Source organism: Ornithinibacillus liuyingii (assembly GCF_055550225.1).
This window is the reverse complement of record NZ_JBPWOS010000009.1, coordinates 63,525-90,341: the sequence shown is the minus strand read 5'-3', so window position 1 is coordinate 90,341 and position 26,817 is coordinate 63,525. Positions and strand designations below refer to the sequence as shown.

General features: G+C 39.4%; 27 protein-coding genes. 6 read left to right on the top strand and 21 right to left on the bottom strand.

Going from position 1 to position 26,817, the window contains the following annotated elements; translation table 11 throughout:
• The first annotated feature begins 346 nt into the window (after window positions 1-346).
• The 3 genes from ACSKT4_RS13310 to ACSKT4_RS13300 all read left to right on the top strand — a co-directional run bounded on the left by ACSKT4_RS13310 (window position 347) and on the right by ACSKT4_RS13300 (window position 2,278).
• Window positions 347-760: a hypothetical protein gene (locus ACSKT4_RS13310; protein ID WP_465823564.1), complete on the top strand. Its 414-nt coding sequence runs from the start codon at window positions 347-349 to the stop codon at window positions 758-760.
• A gap of 186 nt (window positions 761-946) precedes the next feature.
• A complete protein-coding gene (locus ACSKT4_RS13305; RefSeq protein ID WP_246521272.1) occupies window positions 947-1,690 on the top strand; it encodes a threonine/serine exporter family protein in 744 nt (247 codons plus the stop codon).
• Between the two features lie 114 nt (window positions 1,691-1,804).
• Window positions 1,805-2,278, top strand: a complete 474-nt coding sequence (locus ACSKT4_RS13300; protein WP_465823563.1) for a threonine/serine exporter family protein — start codon at window positions 1,805-1,807, stop codon at window positions 2,276-2,278.
• Window positions 2,279-2,714: 436 nt separating this feature from the next.
• On the opposite strand, the gene ACSKT4_RS13295 is transcribed toward ACSKT4_RS13300, so the two are convergent.
• From ACSKT4_RS13295 to ACSKT4_RS13275, 5 genes are read right to left on the bottom strand one after another with little or no spacing between them, the layout of a single operon-like run.
• Window positions 2,715-3,317, bottom strand: coding sequence for a 4Fe-4S single cluster domain-containing protein (locus ACSKT4_RS13295; protein ID WP_465823562.1), 603 nt, complete (start codon window positions 3,315-3,317; stop codon window positions 2,715-2,717).
• Complete coding sequence (locus tag ACSKT4_RS13290) at window positions 3,317-4,075, bottom strand: helix-hairpin-helix domain-containing protein (protein ID WP_186868365.1); 759 nt, start codon at window positions 4,073-4,075, stop codon at window positions 3,317-3,319. Before ACSKT4_RS13290 ends, ACSKT4_RS13295 begins: the two co-directional genes overlap by 1 nt.
• A gap of 6 nt (window positions 4,076-4,081) precedes the next feature.
• The gene (locus ACSKT4_RS13285) at window positions 4,082-4,297 is read right to left on the bottom strand and encodes a DUF2997 domain-containing protein (protein ID WP_186868364.1); all 216 of its coding nucleotides are present in this window, start codon (window positions 4,295-4,297) and stop codon (window positions 4,082-4,084) included.
• The gene (locus tag ACSKT4_RS13280) at window positions 4,290-4,751 is read right to left on the bottom strand and encodes a hypothetical protein (RefSeq protein ID WP_186868363.1); all 462 of its coding nucleotides are present in this window, start codon (window positions 4,749-4,751) and stop codon (window positions 4,290-4,292) included. Before ACSKT4_RS13280 ends, ACSKT4_RS13285 begins: the two co-directional genes overlap by 8 nt.
• Before the next feature lie 21 nt (window positions 4,752-4,772).
• Window positions 4,773-6,428 carry an AAA family ATPase gene (locus ACSKT4_RS13275; RefSeq protein ID WP_465823561.1) on the bottom strand — a complete coding sequence of 552 codons (1,656 nt, stop codon included), beginning with the start codon at window positions 6,426-6,428 and terminating at the stop codon, window positions 4,773-4,775.
• A 578-nt stretch (window positions 6,429-7,006) separates the two neighbouring features.
• Here ACSKT4_RS13275 and ACSKT4_RS13270 point away from each other — a divergent pair.
• On the top strand, window positions 7,007-7,195 hold the full coding sequence (locus tag ACSKT4_RS13270) for a YjfB family protein (RefSeq protein WP_186868361.1): 189 nt from the start codon (window positions 7,007-7,009) through the stop codon (window positions 7,193-7,195).
• Between the two features lie 48 nt (window positions 7,196-7,243).
• Here ACSKT4_RS13270 and ACSKT4_RS13265 read toward each other — a convergent pair whose 3' ends face one another.
• The 7 genes from ACSKT4_RS13265 to mreB all read right to left on the bottom strand — a co-directional run bounded on the left by ACSKT4_RS13265 (window position 7,244) and on the right by mreB (window position 12,223).
• The gene (locus ACSKT4_RS13265) at window positions 7,244-7,564 is read right to left on the bottom strand and encodes a hypothetical protein (protein WP_186868360.1); all 321 of its coding nucleotides are present in this window, start codon (window positions 7,562-7,564) and stop codon (window positions 7,244-7,246) included.
• 181 nt (window positions 7,565-7,745) lie between these two features.
• Window positions 7,746-8,165 (bottom strand): 3-hydroxyacyl-ACP dehydratase FabZ, encoded by a 420-nt coding sequence (gene fabZ, locus ACSKT4_RS13260; protein WP_186868359.1) that lies wholly within the window; start codon window positions 8,163-8,165, stop codon window positions 7,746-7,748.
• A gap of 65 nt (window positions 8,166-8,230) precedes the next feature.
• On the bottom strand, window positions 8,231-8,749 hold the full coding sequence (locus tag ACSKT4_RS13255; protein WP_211741139.1) for a P-loop nucleotide/nucleoside kinase family protein: 519 nt from the start codon (window positions 8,747-8,749) through the stop codon (window positions 8,231-8,233).
• Between the two features lie 112 nt (window positions 8,750-8,861).
• Window positions 8,862-9,338: a DNA-directed RNA polymerase subunit beta gene (locus ACSKT4_RS13250; RefSeq protein ID WP_211741138.1), complete on the bottom strand. Its 477-nt coding sequence runs from the start codon at window positions 9,336-9,338 to the stop codon at window positions 8,862-8,864.
• Window positions 9,339-9,421: 83 nt separating this feature from the next.
• A complete protein-coding gene (locus ACSKT4_RS13245; RefSeq protein ID WP_211741137.1) occupies window positions 9,422-10,246 on the bottom strand; it encodes a flagellar hook-basal body protein in 825 nt (274 codons plus the stop codon).
• Window positions 10,247-10,272: 26 nt separating this feature from the next.
• Complete coding sequence (locus tag ACSKT4_RS13240; protein WP_186868355.1) at window positions 10,273-11,076, bottom strand: flagellar hook-basal body protein; 804 nt, start codon at window positions 11,074-11,076, stop codon at window positions 10,273-10,275.
• 145 nt (window positions 11,077-11,221) lie between these two features.
• Window positions 11,222-12,223, bottom strand: a complete 1,002-nt coding sequence (gene mreB / locus ACSKT4_RS13235) for a rod shape-determining protein (protein ID WP_186868354.1) — start codon at window positions 12,221-12,223, stop codon at window positions 11,222-11,224.
• Window positions 12,224-12,349: 126 nt separating this feature from the next.
• Between mreB and ACSKT4_RS13230 the strand changes: the two genes are divergently transcribed.
• Window positions 12,350-12,655, top strand: coding sequence for a hypothetical protein (locus tag ACSKT4_RS13230; protein WP_186868353.1), 306 nt, complete (start codon window positions 12,350-12,352; stop codon window positions 12,653-12,655).
• A gap of 448 nt (window positions 12,656-13,103) precedes the next feature.
• Here ACSKT4_RS13230 and spoIIID read toward each other — a convergent pair whose 3' ends face one another.
• The 4 genes from spoIIID to spoIID all read right to left on the bottom strand — a co-directional run bounded on the left by spoIIID (window position 13,104) and on the right by spoIID (window position 18,235).
• Window positions 13,104-13,370: a sporulation transcriptional regulator SpoIIID gene (gene spoIIID, locus ACSKT4_RS13225; protein WP_186868352.1), complete on the bottom strand. Its 267-nt coding sequence runs from the start codon at window positions 13,368-13,370 to the stop codon at window positions 13,104-13,106.
• A 703-nt stretch (window positions 13,371-14,073) separates the two neighbouring features.
• Window positions 14,074-15,105: an AimR family lysis-lysogeny pheromone receptor gene (locus tag ACSKT4_RS13220; protein WP_186868351.1), complete on the bottom strand. Its 1,032-nt coding sequence runs from the start codon at window positions 15,103-15,105 to the stop codon at window positions 14,074-14,076.
• Window positions 15,106-15,879: 774 nt separating this feature from the next.
• Window positions 15,880-16,731 carry a peptidoglycan DD-metalloendopeptidase family protein gene (locus ACSKT4_RS13215; RefSeq protein WP_465823560.1) on the bottom strand — a complete coding sequence of 284 codons (852 nt, stop codon included), beginning with the start codon at window positions 16,729-16,731 and terminating at the stop codon, window positions 15,880-15,882.
• A gap of 358 nt (window positions 16,732-17,089) precedes the next feature.
• Window positions 17,090-18,235: a stage II sporulation protein D gene (gene spoIID / locus ACSKT4_RS13210; protein ID WP_465823559.1), complete on the bottom strand. Its 1,146-nt coding sequence runs from the start codon at window positions 18,233-18,235 to the stop codon at window positions 17,090-17,092.
• A gap of 919 nt (window positions 18,236-19,154) precedes the next feature.
• Here spoIID and ACSKT4_RS13205 point away from each other — a divergent pair.
• On the top strand, window positions 19,155-20,729 hold the full coding sequence (locus ACSKT4_RS13205; protein ID WP_465823558.1) for an alpha/beta fold hydrolase: 1,575 nt from the start codon (window positions 19,155-19,157) through the stop codon (window positions 20,727-20,729).
• Window positions 20,730-20,907: 178 nt separating this feature from the next.
• Here the strand turns inward: ACSKT4_RS13205 and ACSKT4_RS13200 are convergent, their stop codons facing one another.
• The 5 genes from ACSKT4_RS13200 to ACSKT4_RS13180 form a co-directional block, all read right to left on the bottom strand.
• Window positions 20,908-21,918 (bottom strand): ABC transporter ATP-binding protein, encoded by a 1,011-nt coding sequence (locus tag ACSKT4_RS13200; RefSeq protein ID WP_222618947.1) that lies wholly within the window; start codon window positions 21,916-21,918, stop codon window positions 20,908-20,910.
• A 3-nt stretch (window positions 21,919-21,921) separates the two neighbouring features.
• Window positions 21,922-22,869: a C40 family peptidase gene (locus tag ACSKT4_RS13195; RefSeq protein WP_465823557.1), complete on the bottom strand. Its 948-nt coding sequence runs from the start codon at window positions 22,867-22,869 to the stop codon at window positions 21,922-21,924.
• 29 nt (window positions 22,870-22,898) lie between these two features.
• The gene (locus tag ACSKT4_RS13190; protein WP_465823556.1) at window positions 22,899-23,996 is read right to left on the bottom strand and encodes a dipeptide epimerase; all 1,098 of its coding nucleotides are present in this window, start codon (window positions 23,994-23,996) and stop codon (window positions 22,899-22,901) included.
• Window positions 23,996-24,916: a S66 peptidase family protein gene (locus ACSKT4_RS13185; protein WP_465823555.1), complete on the bottom strand. Its 921-nt coding sequence runs from the start codon at window positions 24,914-24,916 to the stop codon at window positions 23,996-23,998. Before ACSKT4_RS13185 ends, ACSKT4_RS13190 begins: the two co-directional genes overlap by 1 nt.
• A 243-nt stretch (window positions 24,917-25,159) precedes the next feature.
• Window positions 25,160-26,815, bottom strand: a complete 1,656-nt coding sequence (locus tag ACSKT4_RS13180; protein WP_465823554.1) for a peptide ABC transporter substrate-binding protein — start codon at window positions 26,813-26,815, stop codon at window positions 25,160-25,162.
• Window positions 26,816-26,817: the final 2 nt, after the last annotated feature.

The following is a 26,817-nucleotide window of genomic DNA, read 5'->3' as shown; positions in this document are numbered from 1 at the left end:
AGCCCCCCCTACTAAATCTAGTAGCCTAAAAACTTAGTACCTCTAATAATAGAGAATTCCAAAAACTTGGACAAGTTACTAAAGTCTTAGTTAAATATAACTGTATATTTAGATGAATCTACAATATTCTGCATGTTTTTACAATTAAGTGCGATCAAAAATAGGCTAAATAATCTAGAAAATGTGCGATGGATACTAAGTAATATTCATCAGAGAATTCTAATTCGACAATAGTTTTATTCTTAAATACCAGATTGGCTTTAACTTTCGGTTGAGCACTAGTAAAACCTATGCTATGATACCCATGATACAAAGAAAAAAGATTCTGAAATGAAGGTGATTTAAAATGAGTAGTGCTTACCTGTTCGCGATTGCAGCAATCCTTGCATGTGTTTCTATTCTACTAGTCTTTAAAATTAACATCGAAAAACTCAAAGAAAACCCTGAAAATACTGCAGCCATCCATACGAAGTTCTTCATCGGTGTCGCTATTGCAGAAGTTATCCCCATGATTTTGGTCATCTTTGGCTTGATGGACTTGACGCCTGCTGCCTCTATAGAAGAACTATATATTCCTGGAATCATCGTTATTTTCGCTCTAGTATTTTCACCATTATTCATTTTCCTTCAACGCTTCGTGGGCGTTCCAGAAAATGCGAAGCAAACTGTCATGACGTTCTCCCTAATCGGAATCGCCCTGGCAAATGCCATTCCATTAATAGCGTTAGTTGGTTTGTTTTTAATCTTACCGCAAGCCTGAAAGCCTTCCTTAGTTCGGAAGGTTTTTTCTTTTGATGTTAGTGGTGAGAACGGTAACCATTCTCCAAGGGACCGTCATACTTTCAAATCCCGCCTATTACCAAACAATTTTATTGAAATATCCCTTCCATCCCAACCGAATCCCTACTATAATAGGGAGAGAATTTTTGTACGGAGATGATTATTTTTGAATAAGCAGGAGAGAATCACCGAAGTTTGTATGCTTGCTGGAAAAATTATGTTGGAAAGTAGTGCGGAGACGTATCGTGTGGAGGATACGATGAATCGGATTGCACGGGCATTTGGTCTAGATAATTCACAGAGTTATGCAACGCCAACTGCAATTAATTTTTCCATCGATATAGCAAAGCCTGCCAATATGATGCGGATAGAAAAGCGAACAACGGATTTGAATAAAATTGCGGAAGTGAATAGTGTCTCAAGAAAAATCGCTTCTGGTGAATTAAATTTACAAGCAGCATTAAAAGAACTACAACAGCTAGAGGGGAAAAAGTCCTTATATTCCAATCCAATCATGGTGCTAATTGCTGCCCTTGCAAGTGGCAGCTTTACCATCATGTTCGGAGGTCTGTGGGCAGACTTTATCCCTTCATTCCTTGCAGGGGGAATCGGTTTTATTGGATTTCTTTGGTTTGATAAACTGGTAGAAATTCGCTTTATCTCTGAATTTGTTGCTTCCTTTATGATTGGGCTACTAGCCGCCCTTTTCATTCAAACTGGAATCGGAGTAGAGCTTGATAAAATTATTATTGGTGCCGTCATGCCGCTCGTTCCTGGATTACACATTACCAATGCAGTACGTGATCTGTTAGCAGGGCATCTGGTCGCTGGTTTATCAAAAGGTGTGGAAGCACTACTAACCGCCTTTGCCATTGGTGCCGGAATCGCTGTTATATTAGCATTTATTTAGCATCTGGGGGGTGTCCTTATGAGAGGACCAATTCTCTAGTCAGTGTTTAAACCTATTTTAGATAGACGATTGCAGTTTCAGTGGGGTTTGGTTTAGAATAGAATTCATGTCTCAATGGGTATCGGAGGTTATGATATGGGAATTCTTGCCCAGCTAGCGACAAGCTTTGTAGCATCGCTAGGATTTGGCATTTTATTTAATGCACCAAAGAAAGTATTAATACAATGCGGACTTAATGGAATGGCCGGATGGATCGTCTATTATGTATTAGTTGACTATGGAATGGACCCAGTAGCAGCAACAATTCTAGGTGCCATGCTAGTCGCTGTCATTAGCCGAATGTTTGCCAAAATGTACAAAACACCAATTATTATATTTAACGTTTCTGGCATTATTCCACTCGTTCCGGGTGGAATGGCATATAACGCCATGCGAAGCTTTGTCCAGAACGATTACTATAATGCATTTCAATATTCAACAAAGGTCATGCTACTTGCAGGTGGCATAGCCATGGGACTTATGTTCTCAGAGGTATTGAATCAAATTATGTGGAAAACATCTGGAAAAAGAAGAAGAACACAACTGTAAGCTTATTTGGTTTGTTGTTAGATGTACATGGGATTGGGGGAGATGCTCCTTTTGCTGGGGGCTTGGGACTTTTTTTGGGTTGATGTGTCCGTTTTTCTTTTTCATGTGATCGGGCACGCGGTAGATGCTACCTTTCCTGGGAACCTTTTGTCCTTTTCCGGATTTGATGCGCCCGTTTTTCTTTTTCATGGGACCGGGTGCGCGGTAGATGCTACCTTTCACGGGAACCTTGTGACCTTTTCTGATTTAGATGCGCCCGTTTGTCTCTTTCATGGGACCAGGCGCGCCGGATACTTTCTCCACGTGCCCTATCCCACGGCAAATGCTCTCCTTAAGATAAACAGATAATCTGTATACTTATGGAGAGAATTTATATATCGCTTACAGGTGTATTTTTTTATGATTTCTCCTGGAATAAGAAGATTATATATCCACGTTACAAATCTTTTAATATGCGTTTCCAAGTATCTGATGGGACCATACCATTAGCCTCGATTGTGCCGTCACTATTTATATAAACTTCTAATCGGTTTGGTATTGCATTAATATCTTCTTTAATAGATTGATAGCGATCTGTTAAAAAATGCATCCGTTGATTGGTGGACCCGATCCAAGGTCGTTCCTTATCTGGCTTATCCATCTCATAAGGGCCGTCTATAAACAGGTCCGTTGCAGCCAATAGCGCTTCCCAACCTGGCTTATTTAATTCAGCTAGCTGCTCTTTATAGTAGCCACTAAAGGTCATGACAGTAAGACCAATCTTCTGTGCTCTTTTTGCTAAAATAGCTAAGGCCTCAGCTTGTTCAAACGGTTCACCACCTAAAAAGGTGATTCCTTCAATATCATGCTCCTGCTTACTTTTCAAAATCTCTTCCCATAGAAATTCTATAGATGTAGGTGTTCCCTTTCTCGGATTCCAGGTCCATGGAACACCACAGCCTTTACAATGGATGGGGCAGCCTTGTACCCATACACACGCCCTTTTTCCAGGGCCTTCGGAAGTAGTAAATGGTAAATAACGATGTAAATTAACTTCCATTAGTAATCGACAATCCTTCCTGAGGTAGGCTCTTTTTTCACAGTTGAGCCTGATGGTTTTTTCTCTTTATCTTCCCAATTGCTTGGAGTTGTTTGTAGTTCCTCACTAAACTGAATATATGGCTTCGCTTTTGCGATAATATGCGGCTTCATATTCGTTTCTTCGACTAAGTGTGCAAATGATTTGAATTCCCCAACCTTATCACGAACTTGTACTATCTGCCTTGCAAGTATATTCCCGATATAAGGATGGGACGCAATTTCTTGCATACTAGCACCATTAATATTAATAACAAATGGTTCTTTTTGTTCCGTAACTGAAGTAGAGGTCTTCTGCTTTTTCACGTGTTTTATGTTTTCAAATGGTTCTTTCGCACCTGGAAACGGATAGGTTGTGTTCACTATATATGGCGGTGTATGACGTAAAGGATCATTAATGACTTGGAGTGCTATAATCCGTAGGTATTCTCTCCGTGCTTGAAAGGCATGCACCCAGGCAGCAACCCACCCCGCACATACCAACAGAATTGATAAATTAAAAAAAGTCGAATCACTGTCATAGTTTCCAAAGTAAAAAAAGTATTGGGCCATTACAATAAAGTAAATAACACCTGCAATAATCCACTTATTTTTCTTCGTACGAATTCCGATATAGAGAAAACTTATAAATCCTGTTAGTAAAAATGGGCCAAATAACCAATTAAGCCACAAGGAGTGTCGATATTCCCATTTCCGCCCAAAAGGGGTAATTGGATCCATCTCCTTCTACTCCCCTTTCAAGTTACTATGCTGCCGAATTTGTTGCTCTTGAATTATATTAGTCTCATAGTACTCTTCTGTAAAATCCGAATCTATCGAGGTTGCATCAGCTAATCTTTCCATTAATTCAACATAGCTTAAACATTCTTCACCCTTCATTCCGAGTGTTTTTACTCGAATCTCACCTGTTGGTGTTATTTCAAATTTGATTTTTTTACTCAATCTTTAACGACTCCTTTACCTGAAAAGTCAACACAATGGAATCATCCTCATTTGTACTTTCTTGTTCTAGTACTAATCCCTCTGCTTTTGCTCGTGCCATTAATTTTTCATATGTTTGTTTTTGGACGATTCTTATATACTCCTTCTGTACATCTTGTAGAAACTCGGTCGCTTCATCGGTTGATACACTTTCATTAAAGATTCCACTAAATGTCCCATCTTCTTGTTGCTGGAACGCCATTTGAATTTCCCCGATAGTCGAATGGAATGTTTGTTCATTCAATTCCACTTGGCAGCCGAAGCCTTTTAACGCTTCTGCTAATATACTCTCATCCTTCATGTTTGTCTCAATTCTGTACAGAACTCCTTCTTCCACTTTATCCTTTATAGCAAATGAAACTGCAGAATTTGCTGCTGCAAGAGCAAGCGGAACAAGTACAACAGATAAACTCATTTATATAAACTCCTTTCAGGCTTAAAAATCTAAAGTCCTTCCACCCCGTGACCGGTAAATATCTTCGTCTTCCGGCGCTTCTTTTGGCTCTTCCTTGTGCATAACTTGATGATAATCTATTCGATCATCTTGAGGAGTTGCCGCAACCGCTCGGACGTTTGCCCATTCCCGAATAGAACGGATCTGTTCAGATTGTGTAATCGACAAAGGAACCGTTCGTTCAATTGCCTTTAAAATATCTTCTTCCTGAAGTGACCGTTTCTCCGAGTATGCCTCAAATAATCCAGAAATAACTGCTTGCTCAATTTCTGCACCGATAAACCCTTCTGAGGCTTCTGCTAATTTTTCAAAGGTTAAATCACTAAGTTGAAAATGTCCTCTTACTTTATCAGATGTTAACCGTTTCTCAATATGAATTTTAAAGATTTCTTTTCGCTCTTTATGTGTAGGTAGGTCGACGAAAAAGATTTCATCAAACCGACCCTTTCTAAGTAACTCAGGAGGTAATGCTTGGATATTATTTGCAGTGGCGACTAGGAATACAGGTTCTTTTTTCTCTTGCATCCATGTTAATAACGTACCAAAAATACGCGTGGAAGTACCGCTATCCCCACTAGTATTGGTTCCACCTAATCCTTTTTCAATCTCATCAATCCAAAGAATAGAAGGTGAAATTGCTTCCGCGGTTTCAATCGCTTTGCGCATATTCTCCTCACTACTGCCCACAATACCACTAAATATTTTCCCCATATCCAGTTTTAAAAGTGGAAGCCTCCACAAGGAACTGACAGCCTTCGCAATTAAACTTTTTCCACATCCCGGTACTCCAGTTATTAATAAGCCTTTAGGAGCAGGAAGGCCATATTCACTCGCAGATTCTAACCATGAATTGTCCCGTTTTCTTAACCACCGTTTTATATTTTCTAACCCACCAATATCTTCCATACTTGGATCTTGAGGTATATACTCAAGCAAACCGTTCTTCTTGATGATTTGCTGTTTTTCAGAAAGTACGTGCTCCACTGTATTAATATCTAATCTTCCATCATAAACCATCGATAAAGCAAAAGCATTTTCTGCTTCTTGTATCGTCAACCCTAATGCAGCCTTAATAAGTTTTTCTTCTTCTTCCTTATTTAAATTAATTTGAATTCTAGAATTATTTTTATTCGCTTCAATCATTTGATGTAATACTTTTTTAATTTCATCATATGTAGGTAATCCGTAATCTACGATAATAATATCCTTTTGCAGTTCCAATGGAATAGAAAATGAAGGAGCAACAAAAATAACATTTTTAGGTACCGGACTATTCACTAAGACGGATGCAAGATCTCTGATGCGACGGACAATGTTAAAATCAGGATTTCTATTTTCTCCACCTAAATAAATATGAAAATCCTTCAGAATAAAAACAGATGGTTCATCTATTTTTTCGATTTGATCAAGAGCTGGTAGTGGCTGCTTCGTATTATGATTCGCTCTTCCATCGTCATCCACTAACCCTTCGGTTACACTCCATGTATACACCTTCCGCGGAGTTTTGATTAGTTCAGGCTCATAACATACCTCTTTAATATCACGAATAAGTCGATCCTCTTCCCACGTCGTGATTGACAAAAAAGCAAACCGTGCTCGTAAATAATTTGCTAAAGAAACAGAAAATCTTTCATTCATAATTCACACCTCATCGCATAAAGCATTTGAAATTACATGATGCTTATATTTTATCATAGGTACATATAAAAAAAGTAGATAAATAGATTAGCATGCTTGTTTATTTGTATGAGGTTTTAAACTATTGTGGATAGGCTTGGGTAAGGGGTAGGTGCGCTCTTTTTTGGGGCATTTTCTGATTATGTTGTGATCGTTTCTATTTTTTATGTGTTCGGGTGCTTGGAGATGCTACCTTTCTCACGGTAATTGTGACCGTTTCTGATTTAGTTGCGCCCGTTTCTATCTTTCATGCGACCGGGCACATGTTAGATGCTCCCTTTCCTGAAAACCTTGTTACCTTTTCTTATTTTGATGCACCCGTTTCTCCCTTCCATGCGACCAGGCCCGCGATAGATGCTCCCCTTTCATACAACCTTGTGACCGTTTCTATCTCAAATGTTACCTGTTCACTTGTTCATACGACCCTACAACAGCAAATAATCCCTTCCCTCGCTCTTCTACGCTCCTTGATGAATCGATGGTTTCATATAAAGTTAAGTATGTTACAATTGATGTATCGGGTGAGGAGGTTTTTTAAGATGGATATTGCAGCAATGTCAGTGGTGATGGCAAATAGTCAAGTTCGTTCAGATGCTAGCCTAGCCATGATAGCCAATGTTAAAGATCTCATGCAGCAGCAGGGAGCACAATTGACGGAGATGCTAAGTCAATCTGTTCAACAAGCTCCCCATCCAACACTTGGTAAAAGTGTGGATATTCGGTTATAACCATGAAAAATCCCCTTAGCCTACTGTGCAGAGGGGATTATTTCATCATTATTGATTATTTTCGTCGTCTCTTCTGTTATTCTCATCTTCTAATAAATTGTCATCATTATTAATTTGTCCATCATCGCCAGTACCGGTACCATTATCAGTTCCAGTACCACCGTTTTGGCCATCACCCATACCACCATCTGTTCCAGTACCATCATTCGTACCATCGTTCTCTAAACCATTGTTAAGGCCATTATCGTCTTCCTGATTTAGCGGCGCTTCATCTTCAATGGGATCTTCAGTATCATTATTTCCACATGCCGCCATAAGCGATAATGCCAAAACAGGTGCCCCTAGTTTAATTAGCCATTTTTTGTTCATGACATTTCCTCCTTGTAGTAATAACTTTCGGAAATAGCTTACCCCTTTATAACAAATCTGATACGGATTTTTTTACGGAAATTTAATGTATTTATAGGAAGAAAGAATATTTTATTATCTTTTTAGTTCCGAAACCTTGGAGAAAATAAAAAATGCTACCTTCAAGGCAGCATTCTTAATTTTATTTAATAGCAAAGGTGATTTCCGCTTCACAAGCTAATTCACCATCAACTGTTGCGATTCCTTTACCTTTTCCGATTGGACCTTTCACACGAACGATTTCTACCTCTAGTTTGAGCTGGTCGCCTGGCTTTACTTGTCGTTTAAAGCGGCATTTATCAATACCGGCAAGAAATCCAAGCTTTCCGCGATTTTCTTCTTTCCCTAGAATAGCGATAGCACCAGCCTGGGCTAAAGCCTCGACAATTAATACCCCCGGCATTACAGGATAATCTGGAAAATGTCCTTGGAAAAATGGTTCATTTACTGTTACATTTTTTAAACCGACTACACGCTTTCCTTCTTCCATTTCAAGAACCTTATCTACTAATAAGAAGGGATAGCGATGTGGAATCGTATTTTTAATTTCATTAATATCCAAGTTAAAACGCTCCTTTTTGTATGTTTCTTCTATTATACCAGATAATAGTAGTAGGTATTAGTAATTTATGCTTTTACATAATCCATCACCTTTTGTATATATGTATCCAATCTTTTTTTCGTATCAATAACTAAAATTGGATGATTCATTGGTTTTTTACTATTGCGGAGCGTGCTTTGAAAAACAACCTCTGAGCTGACTTCCTTTATCTGACTAGGTAAGCTTTCTCGCTGCTTAAGACGATGATTGATTTCTTGAAAATCATCCAGATAACATTCCACATATTTGTATTTAGCTTTATATTGCTCCGCAAGTCGTTCTCCCTTTTCAATCATCGGTTGATATAGACAAGGACTGTCTAAAATGGCACTATTTCCTATAGAAAGATTCGCCTCAATAATTGCCCAATCCATTTTATAAGAAGCTTTACCAGCTTGTTTTGTATCAATATCAGGTATTTCTTCTAGTAATGCCGTTTTCGTCAGATGATGATCTACTAAAACCGCACCTGTTTGGAGGGCAATCTCTCTTGCTAATGTTGATTTTCCCGAACCAGGAAAGCCTGACATTTGAAGAAAAAACATCCACGCACCTCATTTCGAAATAGGTTTTGTATCCTATTTCTACATTTTGGGTAATTTTTCCTTCTAAAAAATATAAAAAACCTGTACTTATCTGTAGTACAGGTCCAATTCATTAGTTTTCTTTTTTCACAATATCAATTATATGCTGCCAAGTTTCCCATTTTAATGCATCACCAGGTTCCCCATCACCTATTATGCCATAACCAATCATTAATCCTGCGGCAAAAGCAACTACACTAAGGCCTGCAACAACAATAAGACGTAACCAAATTGGAAAAATACGTAATCTTGGTTTTTTATTCTTACGTTTTTCTTCTTTTCGCTTTTTCTTTTGTTGTTTCCTAGTCTGCTGTAACGTTTCGTCTAACTCCGCTTCAGCATTAGCAGACCTCTTCCTCCGTTGCTTTTTAGCAGTAGAAGCTTTTTTACTAGAAGAACTTTCCTCTTTATTTACCGGTGGTTTGGATTGTTTTTTTTCCGCTGTGTCATTTTTCTTTGCACCACTTTTTTCTTCTGCGGTTACTTCCAAACGCCTGCTTCTAGTAGATTTTTCTTCATTCGATTTCTCCACTTGGTTCGTTGTGGTCATAACTTGGTTCACCTATTTCCATACAAATCATTATTTATCTAAATATAAGTTATTCTTGATATGCACGTCAATACTTATTCGGATTACGAACGTAGTTGACTTACTAATCCCATCATTTGATCGCCCATGGAAATTGTTCTTGCATTAAATTGATATGAACGTTGAGCCGTGATTAGATCTGTTAATTCCTTACCCATATTAACATTCGATGTTTCCAGAGTACCACTTTTTAACTGTGCTGGTACCTCTTGAATAATTTCTGCCTGATTATACCCAAGTCCCGCTAAATCTGTTGGCAATCGGAAATTGTTATTGCCAGTAGCCTCTAAAAGTCTTGGTCTAACTGCTTCGACTACTTCTAATTGCCCAACGACTTCCGTATTCATTCCTCGTTTTACGGTAATTAATCCATTATCTGCAATTTGAATATCATCAAATCCGTTTTCAAAAATGATTTGTCCTGTTGTTCCTAGTACAGGATCACCATCTTTTGTTGTCAACATGACTTGGTTATTCGCAATTGGACTTAGATAGAATGAACCGTCTCTTGTATAACGTGTTTCTGTTACGTTATTCTCGGTTACCGAAACTTGGAATAACTGATTTGGCTGTAATAATGCAATATCTAAGGCACGACCAGTCTCTTGAAGAGAACCAACAGATAAATCAATATTAATGGAACCAAGCTTTGCACCCGATCCGACACGTACACCATCCGGTGTTAATCTACCTTCAGCGTTCGCTGGGTCATTCAAATTATTAATTTGTTGATACAACAAGGAAGAAAATTCAGCTTGTCTTGCCTTGTATCCGGTCGTCTGACTATTTGCCAAGTTATTCCCAATAACGTCTATTTTTTGTTGGAGCTGATTCATGGTTACTGCTGCTTGAATCATAGACCTAGACATGAGGTTCCCTCCTTCTCCACTAGTAATTATCCGATTCGCCCAATCTCACTTACTGCTTTTCCTAAACTTTCATCATATGCTTTTAATACACGTTGATTCATTTCGAACGTACGATAAGCTTCCATCATTTGCGTCATCGTTTGTGCCGAATCAACATTAGACTGTTCTAGAAAGCCTTGTTGAACAGAGAACGTAGCCCCTGCAGGTACTGGCCCTGCTTCCCCATTATATAGGCCATTTCCTTCCTTAGCTAACTGATTGACATCCGGTGTATATGCAATTCCAAGCTGGATTTGTTGCCCACCTAATTGAAGCTGCCCATCAGGTGTCACGATAAATTCCATCCCGTTCGTTTGAATCGGGTTACCGGCTTGGTTCAGAACATAATATCCTTCCGTTGTTACTAGGAATCCTTGTCCATCAACCGTAAAATTACCGTTTCTTGTATAACGTGGATCACCATTTTCATTTTGCACGGTGAAAAAGATGCTTCCAGTCTCATCAGGGAATACACCATCAATTAATGCAAGATCCGTGGAAACTCCTGTCTCCCTTAAAGCACCTTGAACAAAATCTGGCACATATTCCTGCACATAAACCCCTGTGTTCAAAGATCCAATGGGATTTTGAACTGGTAGGTTTTTTGGTTGTTTGGTTGGAAGCGTCTCTTGCCCCATTTGGTACATTAACATCTCAGGAAACGCTCGTAGCGTCGCTTGATCTGCTTTGTAACCAGGAGTATTAGCATTGGAAATATTATTCGCTAAAGCTTCCTGTTGTCTTTGCATCGAAATCATTCCACTTGCAGCAGTATAAAATCCTCTTAGCATTACAATTACGCCTCCCCTTATGCGTACGAAATCTGTGATGCGCTCTCGCATAAACTTAGTAGCAAAACTCATTCGCTCTTCCTTTATCGAATGGTAGTTTTTTTGCTAGCGGAAAAGAACTTTACACTATTCCACCTGCAAAAAATTAAACGATACTTCTACGTTCTACTTTATCAATATTTTCAAGCATAATTCCGGTTCCTTTTGCCACACAATGCATTGGCTCCTCTGCTAGGAACACTGGTACCTTCAATTCTTCTGCTAATAACTGGTCTATACCGTGGATTAGTGCACCACCACCAGTTAAGATAACACCTCGATCAATAATATCTGCAGATAATTCAGGTGGTGTACGTTCAAGAACAGACTTCGCACCTTGTACAATCAACGACACTGACTCGCGAAGTGCCTCTTCAATTTCATTAGAATGAACTGTAATCGTACGTGGAAGTCCACTAACCATATCACGCCCACGAATATCCATTTCTTCTTGGCGAGCATCTTTAAATACTGTTGCAATATTAATTTTAATATCTTCTGCTGTACGCTCACCAATTAGAAGCTTATATTTACGCTTTATGTATTGAAGTATTTCTACATCAAATTTGTCCCCGGCCATTTTAATCGACTCTGAGGTTACAATATCACCCATGGAAAGAACGGCTACATCTGTCGTACCGCCACCAATATCCACGACCATATTCCCACTAGGCTGATAAATCTCCATCCCAGCACCAATAGCCGCAACCTTTGGCTCTTCTTCTAAGTATACTTTTTTACCACCGGATTTCTCAGCTGCCTCTTTAATCGCTTTTTGCTCTACCTTTGTAATATTTGTCGGGCAGCATATAAGCATTCTAGGCTTTGAAAGAAACCCTTTTACATTGATTTTATTAATAAAATATTTTAACATTGCTTCTGTTACATCAAAATCAGCAATAACCCCATCCTTAAGTGGGCGAATAGCTTCTATATTTCCTGGTGTCCGTCCAACCATACGTCTCGCTGCTTCTCCGACCTCAAGTACTTTGCCTGTATTTCGATCCATTGCAACTACCGATGGTTCATTTAATACAATTCCTTTTCCCTTAACATGTATCAACACATTGGCAGTCCCAAGGTCGATCCCAATATCCCTTGAAAACATCAAAATCCTCCTCGTAAGAAACTTTCCGCACTTGTTTAGAAAACACAATGCTACTTATATAATATAATACCACAAAATTCTACATAAAACTGCAAATTAGGAAAAAAGTAGTAAAAATTAGTTTAGGTGAACTGGGATTGGGGTATAGGTTTGGATGTGGTTGGTTTGGGAGCATCTTTTTTTTGGGATGGGCTTATCTTTTGGTTTATTGGGACTATCTTGGGGGCAGGGTTGGGAGCTTCTTCCCTGGGAGCGGGCTCATCTTTCGGTTTATGGGTTTGCCTAAATTGCGGCAAAGAGGATGCTAAAGCACATGAGCAAAAAATATTAGTTATTTTTTGCTTTTTGAACCAACTATTACAAACCAAAGTTGTCGAGAAATTCTTCAACTTAAGTCCACTAAAGCAACAAGACGTCTCCTCTATTCAATGAATCTTGAATTGACCGGTAAAAATTTTGGCAGAAGGTACCATAGCCCCCCATCAGAAAAATTCCCCCAAGATTCTTTCTTACCATTAGGAAAACAATCTATATTTAATGATTGAATCCATGTTTAGGTTCATATTCTTTCCCAAGGAATATGAGCCTTTTTATTTCTACCTTCAGGCTCTTTTTACAGCAACTTTTTTTGGGGTAATCTGTGGGACTATCCCCCTTTACTTTGATGCCACCTCTTTCGGGTTCATCTTCTCCTCACTCGGGCTCATCCCCCGCCCCCCACTAAAAAACGCACCCCTCTCCCTGGGTGCGTTTCCCTCTTCTGCATACCTCCCATGCAATAAGAAAATACTTTTTTCTTAGCCAAGACCTTGCTCCTTACGTTAAGTACTCTCCTACCATTCACCTCCTTAAGAGGATGATGATCATTGCATGTATTTGTTTATACTGAGGCTCCCGTTTCTTCGGTTTTGTATTTTTTTCGGGTTGCTTCTCCTCCTCGTAAATGTCGAATAGATTTGTGGTATTCTAGGATTTCTTTTACCTTTAGAGCTAATTCAGGATTTAGCTCTGGTAAGCGTTCTGTTAAATCTTTATGAACTGTGCTTTTGGAAACACCAAATTCTTTTGCTATCACCCGGACGGTCTTTCTCGTTTCTACGATATGCTCTCCGATCCTGATAGTTCTTTCTTTGATGTAATCGTGCACACCTTTCGCCTCCCTATGTTGAATATTTCTGAGGTGTCATTCCAGAGACTAGGTGATCCGAAAAATGAATAGTGGTCATTTTTCGACTGTCCACCTTTACAATGTAAAGAATGGATGTTCCGTGGCTGTGACGTCGATAACTAACAGGTACTTAGTTACATATATGGTATAAAATGGAATTAATATAATAAAAAGACGTTACGTTCATATGTATGTATACGTTTTAAATGCATTGCGATTTTATGTGTTAGGTTTATATGTAATCAAGCAAATACGATGTGTAATAGAAGAGCCACATAAGCTCTCACCTCAGACTTACTGAATGCTTGGTTTGTAACATTTTATTAACGGAGGGGGGGGATTATGATTAAAATTCCATTTAATCGCAAGGGGGACAAGATGTTTTTTAATTTTAGTTAGAAAATTCCCCTATTTAGCATTAACAGGCATAAAAATAACCAAAAGTACACGAGGCACTTTTGGTTATATATGAAAGGATTCAGCTTATTATGCTATCAAAATTATATTAGTCGACGGTACCATACTCAGGATCTGCAGTTACTGAACTAAACGGTTGAATTATCGTGAAGAGAACTATAAAACTTAGAAATAGGCAAAAGCTAAACTTTTTAATATTCTCCATTTTATTCCTCCTCTCGTATAAGACATTACCTTCAATAAGCTGAATCCTATCATAACCCAATTAAAGATGTTGCATGGCTGTCATCGGTAATCGGCTAAAGAAATAGTCACTTCTTTCCACAAACATTCTACAAGCTTCTGATAAAATGTTCTTATCCTGTTTCGCTAGTCCCATATAGTACATCTTAAACGGACTAGTCGTATAAATATCCTCTAATAACGTAATTGCCTTCTCATTATTTCCTTTAGCAATTTCTAAATGTGCTTGTTCACTTATATCGTCGGTGGTAATGCCATTAGGCTTTCGAAAATGTGCAGCTAAAAATGGAATGGAAAAATTCTCTATTTGACGGACATAGCCCGTGAGATTATTTTGCTTAGCTATTTTCAATGCTTCCTTCATATGGTACATACCTTGGTAGTACGTATCAAATGTGTAAGATAAACCTAAATTCATATGAAGGCCTACTTTAGTTGGGGAACTATTTGTCTGGTTTAATGCACGAAACGCATATTTCCTTGCAATTATTAATTCATTTCGCTTCCAATAATAGAAAAATAGTTTTTGATATAGTCTCAAGTTTAAGCAGGAAAGCATGAAATTATCTTGAATTGGTTCAAACAGTTCATATTGCTTTTCTAAGAAGTTACCAATCTTCCCAAAATCCATTTGGTAAAAATATGTATCTATAATGGTAATTTCTATTAAGCATCTTAATTCAGCATCTGTCGTTTTGATATCCTTCAACCTAGCTCTCATTTTTCCCATACTGGAAGACTCATTCATTCGACGTTCTAGCATAATTTGATATACTTGCGCCCAGGTTTGGTTGGAGGCATCATTGGATAGTGAGTTTTTGGCGATTAATATTTTTAGATCTTCAAAATATCCATTAATATATAGAAACTCCATTCCTTTTTTCTGGATCTCTTTGGAGGACGATTGTAAGCAAAATTTTCTAGTTAATTCTAACACTTTTTGTTCTTCATGTTCTTGGGAAAGTAATAAGATAACTTGTCCAATTGTTAATTCTGGACTTTCTACCATTGACGCTATGTTATCTGCTAGGAGATTTAGGTTTCCGAAGCTCATTTTTGGTTATTCCACCCTTTCAAACTTGTACGATATATCACATTTTATCTATGAATTAGTACATTTCTTGTAGGTTGGTGTTTATGCAATATATTAAATCTAGTATTTTTTCACTACTTCATATTACCATACATTCAAGTGAAAAAGGGTCGTAATCGTTCGACATATTTTTCAGGAGAAATGGTAATTTATCGGATATTTTGGAGATAGATAGGGACTTTTTATATAGGAATATTACATAATATTGCATCGTTATTTTGCAATCGTGTTAAATTTGCATTTATAGGAAAATTTCACTAGTTAGACTAATGTAACTTTAGCGGATAACTAGGAAGGTTAGACAAAGGATTATTTTAAAGAAAAAACTAAATGATGAACTAAGCCCCCGCTCCAGAAATATACTTGCACTTACTTCCAGTTCGGGGGTGACTTCTGTTAGTAAAGACCCTCGCAGTGCCTACTTTGCTCCTAGCGGCTGCTCATGCCATGCTATTACAGGGGTAATCCTCCGTGCGGTCTTGCACCGAAGAAGCTCGTTACGGATCATTATTAGTTGGCCCAAGGTATCTGGGCATGTGCACTATCCTCCAGATTTATATTTACCTTTATTTCTGGACCTAGTATTTTGCATCATTCCGTTTTACATTTACTTCTTTTAATTGTGTCCCAGCCCACATTCACTTTTACTTATCCAGCCTGAAAGACTGTTATACTTCTTATCTTCTAAACAGAAAAAGAAATCCTAGCTTGGTAAATTGCTAGGATTTCTCTTCATTACTCCTCTGAGTCAGAAGATGAATCAGGAGTATCTTCCGGTGAATCTTCGTTATCATTTTCGTTATCGTTTTCTGCTGGTTGTTCCTCATCCACATTTTCAGAATCTACTTCTTCAGATGACGTACTAGAAGTATTTTGCTCCTCGGAAACATCCTCCGATTTGCCTTCATCCAGCTTACTTACAGGTTGGTTGAAGAATGCTTCAGGGTTAAATACTTGATCATCTTTTCTAATTTCAAAATGTACATGGGTACCATGGTTTTGACCGAAAATGTTCTCACCAGCAGTACCAATTACATCACCCTGTTTGATTTCATCCCCTGCTTTCACACCAACTTCTCCAAGACTAGCATAATAAGTTGTCACGTCATTGTCATGTGATAGAATGACAACATTTCCTAGTAATGGATCTTCCTTCACTTCCATAACAGATCCACTAAGTGCTGCCAATACATCAAATGCTTCACCGTCCGGATAAACGATGTCAACACCTGTGCTTTGGTAATAGCGGTTGTTATGAAGGATCAGTGCACTTTCTTGATCTTCTTGGGATGCATTGTAATCAAAGAATTTCGTTACGATTTCTGCTTGTTCCTGATCGGCAACAGGCATCTTAATAACTTCTTGATTTTCCATTACAGGCTGTGCATCCTCATGTGGATTCGGATTATAATTGTCACTTAACTCTTGGTCATCCCCAGCCTCTGGTAATTGATTGTCCATATTTTGATACCAAACTACTACTGCTAGTAAAATTGCAGCAATCGTTAAGTATACTGCAGGGAAAAACCATTTTTTACGGAAAATACTTTGCCAACCTTTTTTTGGCGCTTTGTTTTCCTCTTTCATCTAACATCACCTCAACAACCATTCTGAACAGAAAAGGAAAAAACTATACATTCTCTAACACTTTTTTTATATTTACATGCATTTTTCTTTTCCTTTTGGGGATATTAAGACATTTATGCGGTAGAAAGGATGGGGTTATGAGGGTTTAATAGCGGAATTTATTAGATAAGAAGGTATAGGTGAGCGGTAATACTAGCTTAGGGGAAAGTTGACTTCAAGTGATCTAGTCTTTCGCCCATTATTATTGGAACCATCCACCAGACTAGTTAATGTTTTAACACTGAAGGACAAAGTCCCTAGCACAAAAAACCTCCAGAACTAATGATCCGGAGGCAATTCTCATTGTATTAAATTCGTTTCACTGCATAACCAATGCTGGTACTGTATCATCTAGATTGCTTAATTCTACATCCTTGTAGTAATACTTTACGATATCTTCATATGTCTTTCCTTCTTTAGCCATTCCATTCGCACCGTATTGGCTCATTCCAACTCCGTGGCCATTTCCTTTCGTCGTAAAAATCAGGTAGTCATTTTTTTGTTCGATTGTAAAATCGCTTGAGCGTAATTGAAGCTTTTCTCGTACTTCACGACCTGAAAAGGCATTACCTGCAAGGTTTAATTCATCAACGCGATTACTTTCTGTTCTAGTTACATCAATAGTTAGCTTTTTTTCCGCTGGTAAATCAATTCCGAGTGCCTCTTCCACTTGCTCCAAGGAATATACTTCTTGGTCTAAATAGTATGGTGATGCTTCATCCCATGGGCTTGGTACACTCCGTAAGTATGGAATTTCGTTCACATAGTAATCCTCCGAATTCTCGGTATACCCATTACTTGTCGAAAAGAACTGCGGGTCGATAGGCTTATTCTTATACGTAATAATTTTCCCCTTTGTAGCCATAACCGCTTCGGATATTTTCTCCATATTCTTCTGATAGTTCTTGCCCCATTTCGCACGTAACTCAGCATCATCATTATAAACCTGATCTTGAATCGTATCCGTGACATTGGAAGCCGCTTCCTCTGTTTGGTACATCATTTTATTGACAATATAGGTTCTTGCTGCTAGGGCCTGAGCCTTTAAGGCTTCTGTTTCAAATTCAATTGGCATTTCAGACGCCACAACCCCCATTACATATGTCTCTAGCGGTACATTTTCTACTACCTCACTTTGAGCTCGCATTACTGCAACTTCTACAGCCGAATCATCTACCAACACTTCTTCCTGTTCCGGTGTTTGCTTATGTTCAATAGATTGTGACAGTACCTCTGTACTCGAGATAAATGGAAGGACAACTAATGTCGGAACAGCCAGAATGAGAAACGATATAGTAAACAGAAATACAGCCGGATATTTCCATTTTAAGCTCCCTCTATTCATGGGGAGGGGCTTCATATTTGATACGGTCGACAACCGTCTTTGAAGAGAGTGATACTTTGATGCAGCTTTTTTCTTTTTTAATTTCTGGATTTGTTTCATAGAATTTTTACGATTTTTCAATAGGGCATCCTCCTCTTTAGACTTTTTCATATCTAGTAATCCTACTATTAAACTTATACAGTTCGTGAAAATAATAGAACTAGAAATTAAAAATCTATTGTTGAAAGATTTAATAGGACAACTAACCAGGGGTGGGGGGGTTTCCCGGGATTAGGGGCATCTGGACTTGCAGATGGGATCTTCTCTTGGGGGTCTGGGGGCATCTCGACCTGAGGGTGGGCTCATTTCTCGGCCGTCTGGGGGCATCTCGACCTGGGGGTGGGCTCATTTCTCGGCCGTTTGGGCGCATCTTATCCTAGGAAGGGCTCATCTCTCGGGCGTTTGGACCCATCTTAACCTGGGAAGGGCTCATCTGCTTCACGTTCGGGTCCATCTCACTCTTACTTGGGCGCATGTACTCCAATTTCGGGTCCGTCCTTCTCCCCCTCGGGCATGTGCTCCATGTTCGGGCTCATGTCCCTCTCACTTGGGCGCATGCATTCCAATTTCGGGTCCATCCTAACCGGAGACCGGCCTATCTCCCCACCGTTTGGGCGCACCCTAACCTCATACGAGCTCACCACCCCCCATTTGATCCCATTCTTACCTAACACAGGCTCTTCACCCGCCGTAAGTACACCACAACAAACAGCATTATCTTGTTCCACGTTACTTCTCAATACTCAAAATACTTCTTTTCCTATATACTGAAACATGTATAAGCATACTTCCCCATTATTTTCCACACCTCAGATTAACCTATCCTGTTTCCCATGACACAAGGTAAACTGGATAAAATTTGCAGCTCTCATTTAAAACTTGTCCTATATTAGCAAGGTAGTTTCATATACTTCTATTACAGGATTTTATCTAACGGTAATGTTAGACATAAACACAACCATATACGTCCGATTAAACATAAGGGAAAGGAGGCATTCGGATGCCATTCAAAAGGATAAACGGTAGGAACGTTCATTATCAGCTGCATAATCCCTCCTCGAACCCTAGCACCAACGACACGCTCATCTTTGTCCACTCAAACGCAGTCGATTTGCGTGCCTATGATTCACTCCTCAAGACTTTAGACTGTAGCTATCCCATTTTACGTTACGATTTAAGAGGGTATGGGAAGAGCGAAAATGATATTCCCATAAACGAGCTGACAATTCAGCATTTCATTATGGACCTACGTGATTTAATAGACGCCTTAGCCCTAAAGTCTGTCCACCTTGTAGGCTGGCAATTAGGTGCACTGATTAGCGCAGGCTATGCTGCTCAATTCCCTACTATGGTAAAGACGGTTATGTTGATGGCAATGCCATGCCATCCTCCACATATGATTGAAAGTATCCGTACTCATCGCAGGGAATTATCAGCTAATCAAAAGGAGATTCCCTTTGATTACCTTGAAGCTATGGCCACCACATTACCAAAGGGACACTCAGAACTTAAACGACTGCGAGAATATGCTAAAGGAATTGAATTTGAATTATATGTTAAAGCGATGGATCTAAGTGTAAGTGCTGATCCGATTACTCCTATCAAACAAATTTCCTGCCCTGTGCTAATATTATCCGGTGCAAAGGAGATGCTATTTCCGTTTCATTATTTAAAATTACATACCGTGCATATTCCACATTGCCATCATTTAATCATTCCAAATGCTGCAAGCTTCATCGTTTTGGAGCAACCAAAATTGATTGCTCAGATTATCGATGACTTTGTCACAGAGCAGCATGATACACCCACTATAAAAGATTCTTTCATCCGAGACTTAGGGGAATCTATGCTTGAGTATGTCAATCAAATTCAAAACGAATGGCTTCATAAGCTCCATGCTCACAAGCAGCTGCAAGTTAAAATGCTAGGATATTTTCGTGTTACGATTCAAGGTAAACCTAGTGAAGTCGGATGGAATAAACGATTTGCAAAACAATTACTGCTTTATCTGTTACTTAATCGCTCCACAACAAGGGAGAATATTTGTGAAGCTTTGTGGCCGAATATGCCGATTCAACAAGCAAGAGCTAATCTACGAGTATATTTATCTCATTTGCGAAAACTTTTAACCATTCCCGATAGTGAGTACTCCTTTTTAGTCATTGACGGTAGCCATGTATATCTACAAGGAGACATCCATTGCGATGTAACTACTTTATTGGAACAAATACGCGAAGCAATGAAAGAACGCATACCAAGTATTCGGCAACAGCTTATTGACCAGCTAGTTCAATCCCTCCCCATAAATCTTATAGAGGATACCCAAGCCACCGATTGGCTACTAGCATGGCATACGCAACTAGAAGAAGACATCATCGAACTTGTTCTCTGGAATGCTCAGCATTACCAAAAGCAAAAGGACTATGATTCGGCAATTCACCAGTTAAAAAAAGCGTTACAATTTTCTCCGGACATGGAACTCTATCAATGTTTAATTGACATCTACGAGGAAAATGGAAACTTAGATAAAGCATTGAAATGGCGGCAGAGAATGCAGCAATTCGATCACCTTTGAGGAAAGGATATAAAAAGATAGGAAATTCCTTGGTACTTTAAAAGAGTTGAATAAGAAGGCATAGATAGTAAGGGTACAAAATGATTTATGTACCCTTATCTCTTGCCAGCCAGGCAGGACATTGAAACTTTCTAAGTAAAATCTACTTACAATATAAAGCTCCCTCCTGACAAACCGCTTACCTTACATTCACGATTGGTTCACGAATCTGGCCTTTTTTCTCTTTTTCATGATATAAATGACAAGCTACATAATGATTCTCCTCTACCTCTTGCCATTCTGGTTTTTCCTTTCCGCAAATATCCATCGCTAATGGACAGCGAGTTCGGAATACACAGCCACTTGGTGGATTGATTGGACTTGGCAATTCCCCTTGTAGGATAATTCGTTCCCTTGACTCTTCAATATCCGGGTCTGGAATTGGGATAGCGGAAAGTAGGGCTTGAGTATAAGGATGAAGAGGATTTTCATAGAGATGCTCACTAGCCGTTAACTCTACCATATTCCCTAAATACATAACACCAATCCGATCTGAAATTTGCTTTACCATCGATAAGTCATGAGCAATAAATAAGAACGTGAGCCCTTTTTCCTCTTGTAGTTCCTTTAATAGATTGACTACTTGTGCTTGAACCGATACATCCAGTGCCGAGATTGGTTCATCCGCTATAATGAAATCGGGGTTAAGTGCTAACGCACGGGCAATACCAATCCGCTGCCGCTGTCCACCACTGAATTCATGTGGATAGCGGTTTGCATGGTCACGGTTTAATCCTACCTCTTCTAGCAATTGATAAACTCTCTCCGTTTGTTCTTGTTTTGTTTTATATAGCTTATGAACCTCCATTGGCTCCGCAATAACCTCTCGAACGGTAGAGCGTGGGTTTAATGATGCATACGGGTCCTGGAAAATCATTTGCATTTTTTGACGTAGTTGGAACATCTTCTTCTCATCTAATTCATGCACATTCTGTCCTTTAAACAGAACCTCTCCTTCTGTCCGGTTATAAAGGCCGATAATCGTGCGCCCAATCGTTGACTTTCCACAACCAGATTCCCCTACCAGTCCAAAGGTTTCCCCTTTGTTCACATGAAAGGTGACATCATTAACCGCCTTTAAAACCTGGTTCTTCCCCAGGTCAAAATACTTTTTTAACTGTTTAACTTCTAATATCTTTTCTTCCACCATTTTCTACACACCTGCCGATTCCCAATATCGTCTCGCTATACAGAGCTCTTTCTCGTATTTTGTATTTTTCAAACTAATAATCTCGATTCCTCTTCCAGTCATTGGCGAGTGAATCATCTTTCCACCCCCATAATAAAATCCGACATGATGAATACTTCCTTTTCCTTCTTCATAAGCAAAAAATAATAAGTCACCAGGGAGTAGTTGGTCAAAAGGAACTTCTTTGCCAAATGCAGCTTGATCGGATGCATCTCTACTAATCTGATAACCATTAGCCTTATGCATATTATAGGCAAACCCAGAGCAATCATAGCCAAACGAACTCATACCACCCCAGAGGTAATGTAAGCCTACATACGCTTCAGCTGCTTCTATCACGCTATCTCCATTCCCTTTAGGACCACCTTTATCCGTAGGGAAGATTTCGACTACCTGCTTCGGTAAAAATCTCGAACCAACTGGTGTCATAACCTCAACCCGGTCACCCATAACCCGTACCACTGGTAAGCACGTCATATAACTCAATTTAAGTAGCTTTTCTCCCGATTCATTCTCTAACCAAGCATGCTTTTTCCGAATTGCGGCGGTTTCTGGTCGAATCCAGGAGTCTTTAGATACTGGCTGCAACTGCTTCAACGGCACCCATCCCGGATACCCGTTCACATCCTTTTTCGAGGGCTGGCTTGGGATCGTAACCTTTGCCCATTTTCCCTCTATTTCTGTAATAACAGCGATTTCTCCATATAGCAACTGGGTCTGTACGCAATTATCATTACATAAGGCCACTTTTTCCTTGTTAGTTAGAGTCGCTAACCATTTTTCTATATTAGTGGGATTATCAATTCCCAGTTGGTCTATTTCTCTTGTAGATTCGGGATTCGTCCAAACAGTTGCCACCTGAACTGTGGCAACATGGAATGAATCTGGTAATGGAAAATCTTGCTTAAACATACATCAATATCCCCTTTCCAAATGATGATTTAGTGTTCTACTAGGTACTCCTTATTTAATCCTTTGATTCCTAATCCGCTTTCCTCCCCTAATGAGATAGCGCTATTACTGTATGTAATACCACCTTGGATTAGGTCAGCCGCTAGCATTAATGGGGCGTCAAAATCATAATAGTGTACATTAGGCTGACTAGCGGCGAAATGTGCTGCAGCTGTAATGCCAATTTTCGTTTCAATCATACTACCAACCATACACTTTACCCCATAGATATCTGCTAGTTTCGCTATTTTAATGGCCTCCTGTATGCCGCCAGATTTCATTAGTTTTATATTGATTAAATCGGCCGCTCCTAGCTCTAGGACTGCCTTTGCATCTCTTGCAGAAAAGACACTTTCATCTGCCATAATTGGAATCTGGGTATTATCGGTGACATATTTTAACCCTTGTAGGTCATGAGCTTTTACCGGCTGCTCAATAAATTCAATCCCTAATCCAAGCTCTTCCATCTTTTGAATTGCTCGAACTGCTTCTTTTGGATTCCAACCTTGGTTAGCATCTAACCGTATCGTAATATCCGACCCTACACGTTTACGAATCGCTTGAATACGTTGGATGTCTTTCTCGATTACATCTTTTCCTACTTTTACCTTCAGGACAGAAAAACCATCCTTCACATACGCTTCTGCATCCTGCGCCATTTCTTCCGGACTGTTAACACTAACGGTATAATCCGTTGCGATATTCGTTTGATAGCCTCCTAAAAATTGTCCAAGGCTCATATTGGCTTGTTGTGCAATACAGTCATAAATCGCCATATCCACTGCTGCTTTTGCACTTGTGTTCCCAACGATTACATGATTCAACTTTTCAAAAAGTAATTCTCGCTCTATGCAGGACATCCCGATTAAAGCAGGGGAAATAACGTTAGTAAGCGTATAATTAATACTAGCTAATGTATCACCTGTAATAACATGGGTTGGTGGTGCCTCCCCATAGCCAATTATTCCATTGTCACAGATAACCTTTACTACAATGGTTTCAGCCACTGTCACGGTTCTGAGTGCGGTTTTAAAAGCCTTCTTCAAAGGAATGGCAGCGCTAAACGTTTCTATTTGCTGTATATTCATTATTCTTGAACCCCCGGACATATGGTTAAGGTTTTATTTACGGTATTCAAAGTCGCTTCTCTACCTAGTGGAACAGCGAAGTGCGGGAAGCAATGCCCAATTTTAAAGCCTGTCATTACCGGACAATGTAAGTCACTAAAATAATACTCGAATACTTCTTCTAATGATAAGGAAGGCTTATCATTAGGGTCGGCATTGGCAAAGTCCCCAACAACAATTCCCGATACCTGATCAAGTTTCCCCGCTAGCTTCAATTGATTTAGCATAGAATCGATTCGGTATGGGAGCTCCCCTATATCTTCTAAACAAAGGATTTTTCCATCTGTTTCTATTTCAAATTCCGTTCCAAGTGTACTGGTAATAAGGGAAAGATTCCCGCCTACTAATTCCCCTGTACCTACTCCTTCTACTAGAACATCGAGTGGCGCTATACGCTCGTCATAAACAAGTGTTATTGGATTAAATAATTGGCAAAAGGAGTTGCTAGATATTTCATCAAAACTCGGGTCTGCTATATCAGAGGCGGGCATCGGTCCGTGAAAGGTAACAAGTCCGGTCTTTTGCCTAATCGCAGTATGTAAATAGGTAATATCACTATAACCCCAAATGATTTTGGGATTGTCTTTTATTAACTCGTAATCAATCGAGGCAGCTATTCTCCCGGTTCCATAACCACCGCGCGCAAAGATAATGGCTCTAACTTCTTTATCGGCAATCATATCATGCAGATCTGCAAGGCGCTGTTCATCGGTTCCGGCTAAATAACCATATGTTTGATTGATATATTTCCCTAGCTTCACGTTTAGACCTAAATTCGTGAAAAAAGGAATAGCTTGTTGGAGGCGTTTCATATCTGGAGGGCTTGCAGGGGCAATTACACCAATGGTATCACCTTTACGTAACTTTTTAGGAAGTAGCATCTGAATACCTTCTTTCTGTATGTAGATAATGAATGAAAAAGGAGTAGCTCACCACTATCAGTGAGCCAATCCTTCGTTAAAAAAGTTTACTTCCGAGAGATTCAAATTGTATACATAGTAGAGCACCAATCATGCAAACAGAAGACACGAAAGATCCCTTGAGAAACCTTCTCCTATATGCAATGCTTCGATTAAAGCCTTCCTACTTCTGCCTACATCAACTACAGACATAATTCCTTTTGCTTATTTCTTATCCGCATACTTCAAATCAAAGTATCCAACAGGGTGGCGTAGGATTCCTTCGACACCATCTGCTTCTAGTACTACAGTATTGTAGTAACGAATCGGGAATGCCATCATTTCATCTGCTAGCATTTTTTCCGCTTCGTATAAAGCCTCCCAACGCTCTTCTTCATCGGTTGCGGATTTACCTTTAGCGATTAAGGCGTCATATTCTTCACTAGAGAAACCAGTACGGTTCATGTAAGAATCCGTGATAAAGCTCTCTAAGAAGTTAACCGGGTCATTGTAGTCATTGATAAATGAACTACGTGAGAATTGTAGTTCTAATGCTTGTTGGGCTTCAGCGAATACATTCCATTCCTGATTAGTTAATTCCACTTTCACATCTAAGTGTTCCTGGAACATCGACTGTAATGCTTCCGCTACCGCTTTGTTCGTATCACTAGTACTGTAAGTTAACGTAATTTCCGGAAGCTCGTCATAGCCTTCTTCCGCCATACCTTCTTCTAGTAACTGTTTGGCACGTTCTGGATCAAACGGCACAAGATCACCATTTACATCACGGAAATCTTCTCCTGTTGGACTAGTATAACCAGGATTAATGAATCCAAATGCTGGTTCTACTCCGTTTTTCACAACGTACTGGGCGATGTCCTCACGGTTAACCGCATAGGCAAACGCTTGGCGTATCTTCTTATTTTGGAATGGTTCCATTGTTAGGTTAAAACGATAGAATTCTAAACCACCATATGGACCGATAAATACATTATCTCCATCAATTAATTGGTCTGAAAGCTCTGGTGGAATACTCGCTGTATCTAAGTCCCCACTTTGGAACATTTGATATTGGGTATTGGAATCGTTAATCATAGCAAAATGAACTTTATCTAACTTCACGACATCCGCATCCCAATAATGTTCATTCTTGGCGAACACCATTTCCTCATCATGCTTCCAAGACTCCAATTTAAATGGTCCATTCCCAACAAATGTATCTGCTTCTGCATGCCATTTAGGATTATCTTGTGCTACTTGATGGTTAATCGGGAAGAATGCAGGGTTTGTTAATACATCAAGGAAGAAACCGGTTGGTTGCGCTAACACAACCTCCAATGTCTTCTCATCTTTTGCTGTGACCTTTACATCATCAGCAGACCCTTCCCCACTGTTATAGGCTTCAGCCCCTTCGATAAAATAACCTAAGAATGCTGCAGGAGAACCTGTTTCTGGATCAAGCATATACTTCCAGGCATATACAAAATCCTCCGCTACCACAGGGTCGCCATTCGACCATTTAGCATCTTCACGCAAATGGAATGTGTACGTTAGACCATCGTCTGAGATGTCCCAAGTTTCTGCGGTTCCCGGACCTGCTCTATGGTCGTTATCTAGTCTTGTAAGACCCTCCATCAAGTTATTCAGTGGATCCCATGATACAGCATCAAATCCAATAGATGGATCTAATGAAGTTGGCTCTGTGCCGTTATTCAGGTAAAGTACTTTGCCATCTGCATCTGCTGTTTCACCATTATCATCCCCATCTGGCTCATCAACATTTTCTGTAGGATCTTCTCCATCGGTATCGTCGTTGGCAGTACATGCAGCTAACACCACTACTGTTAATACTGCAAACAATAGAAACAGAAACTTCTTCATCT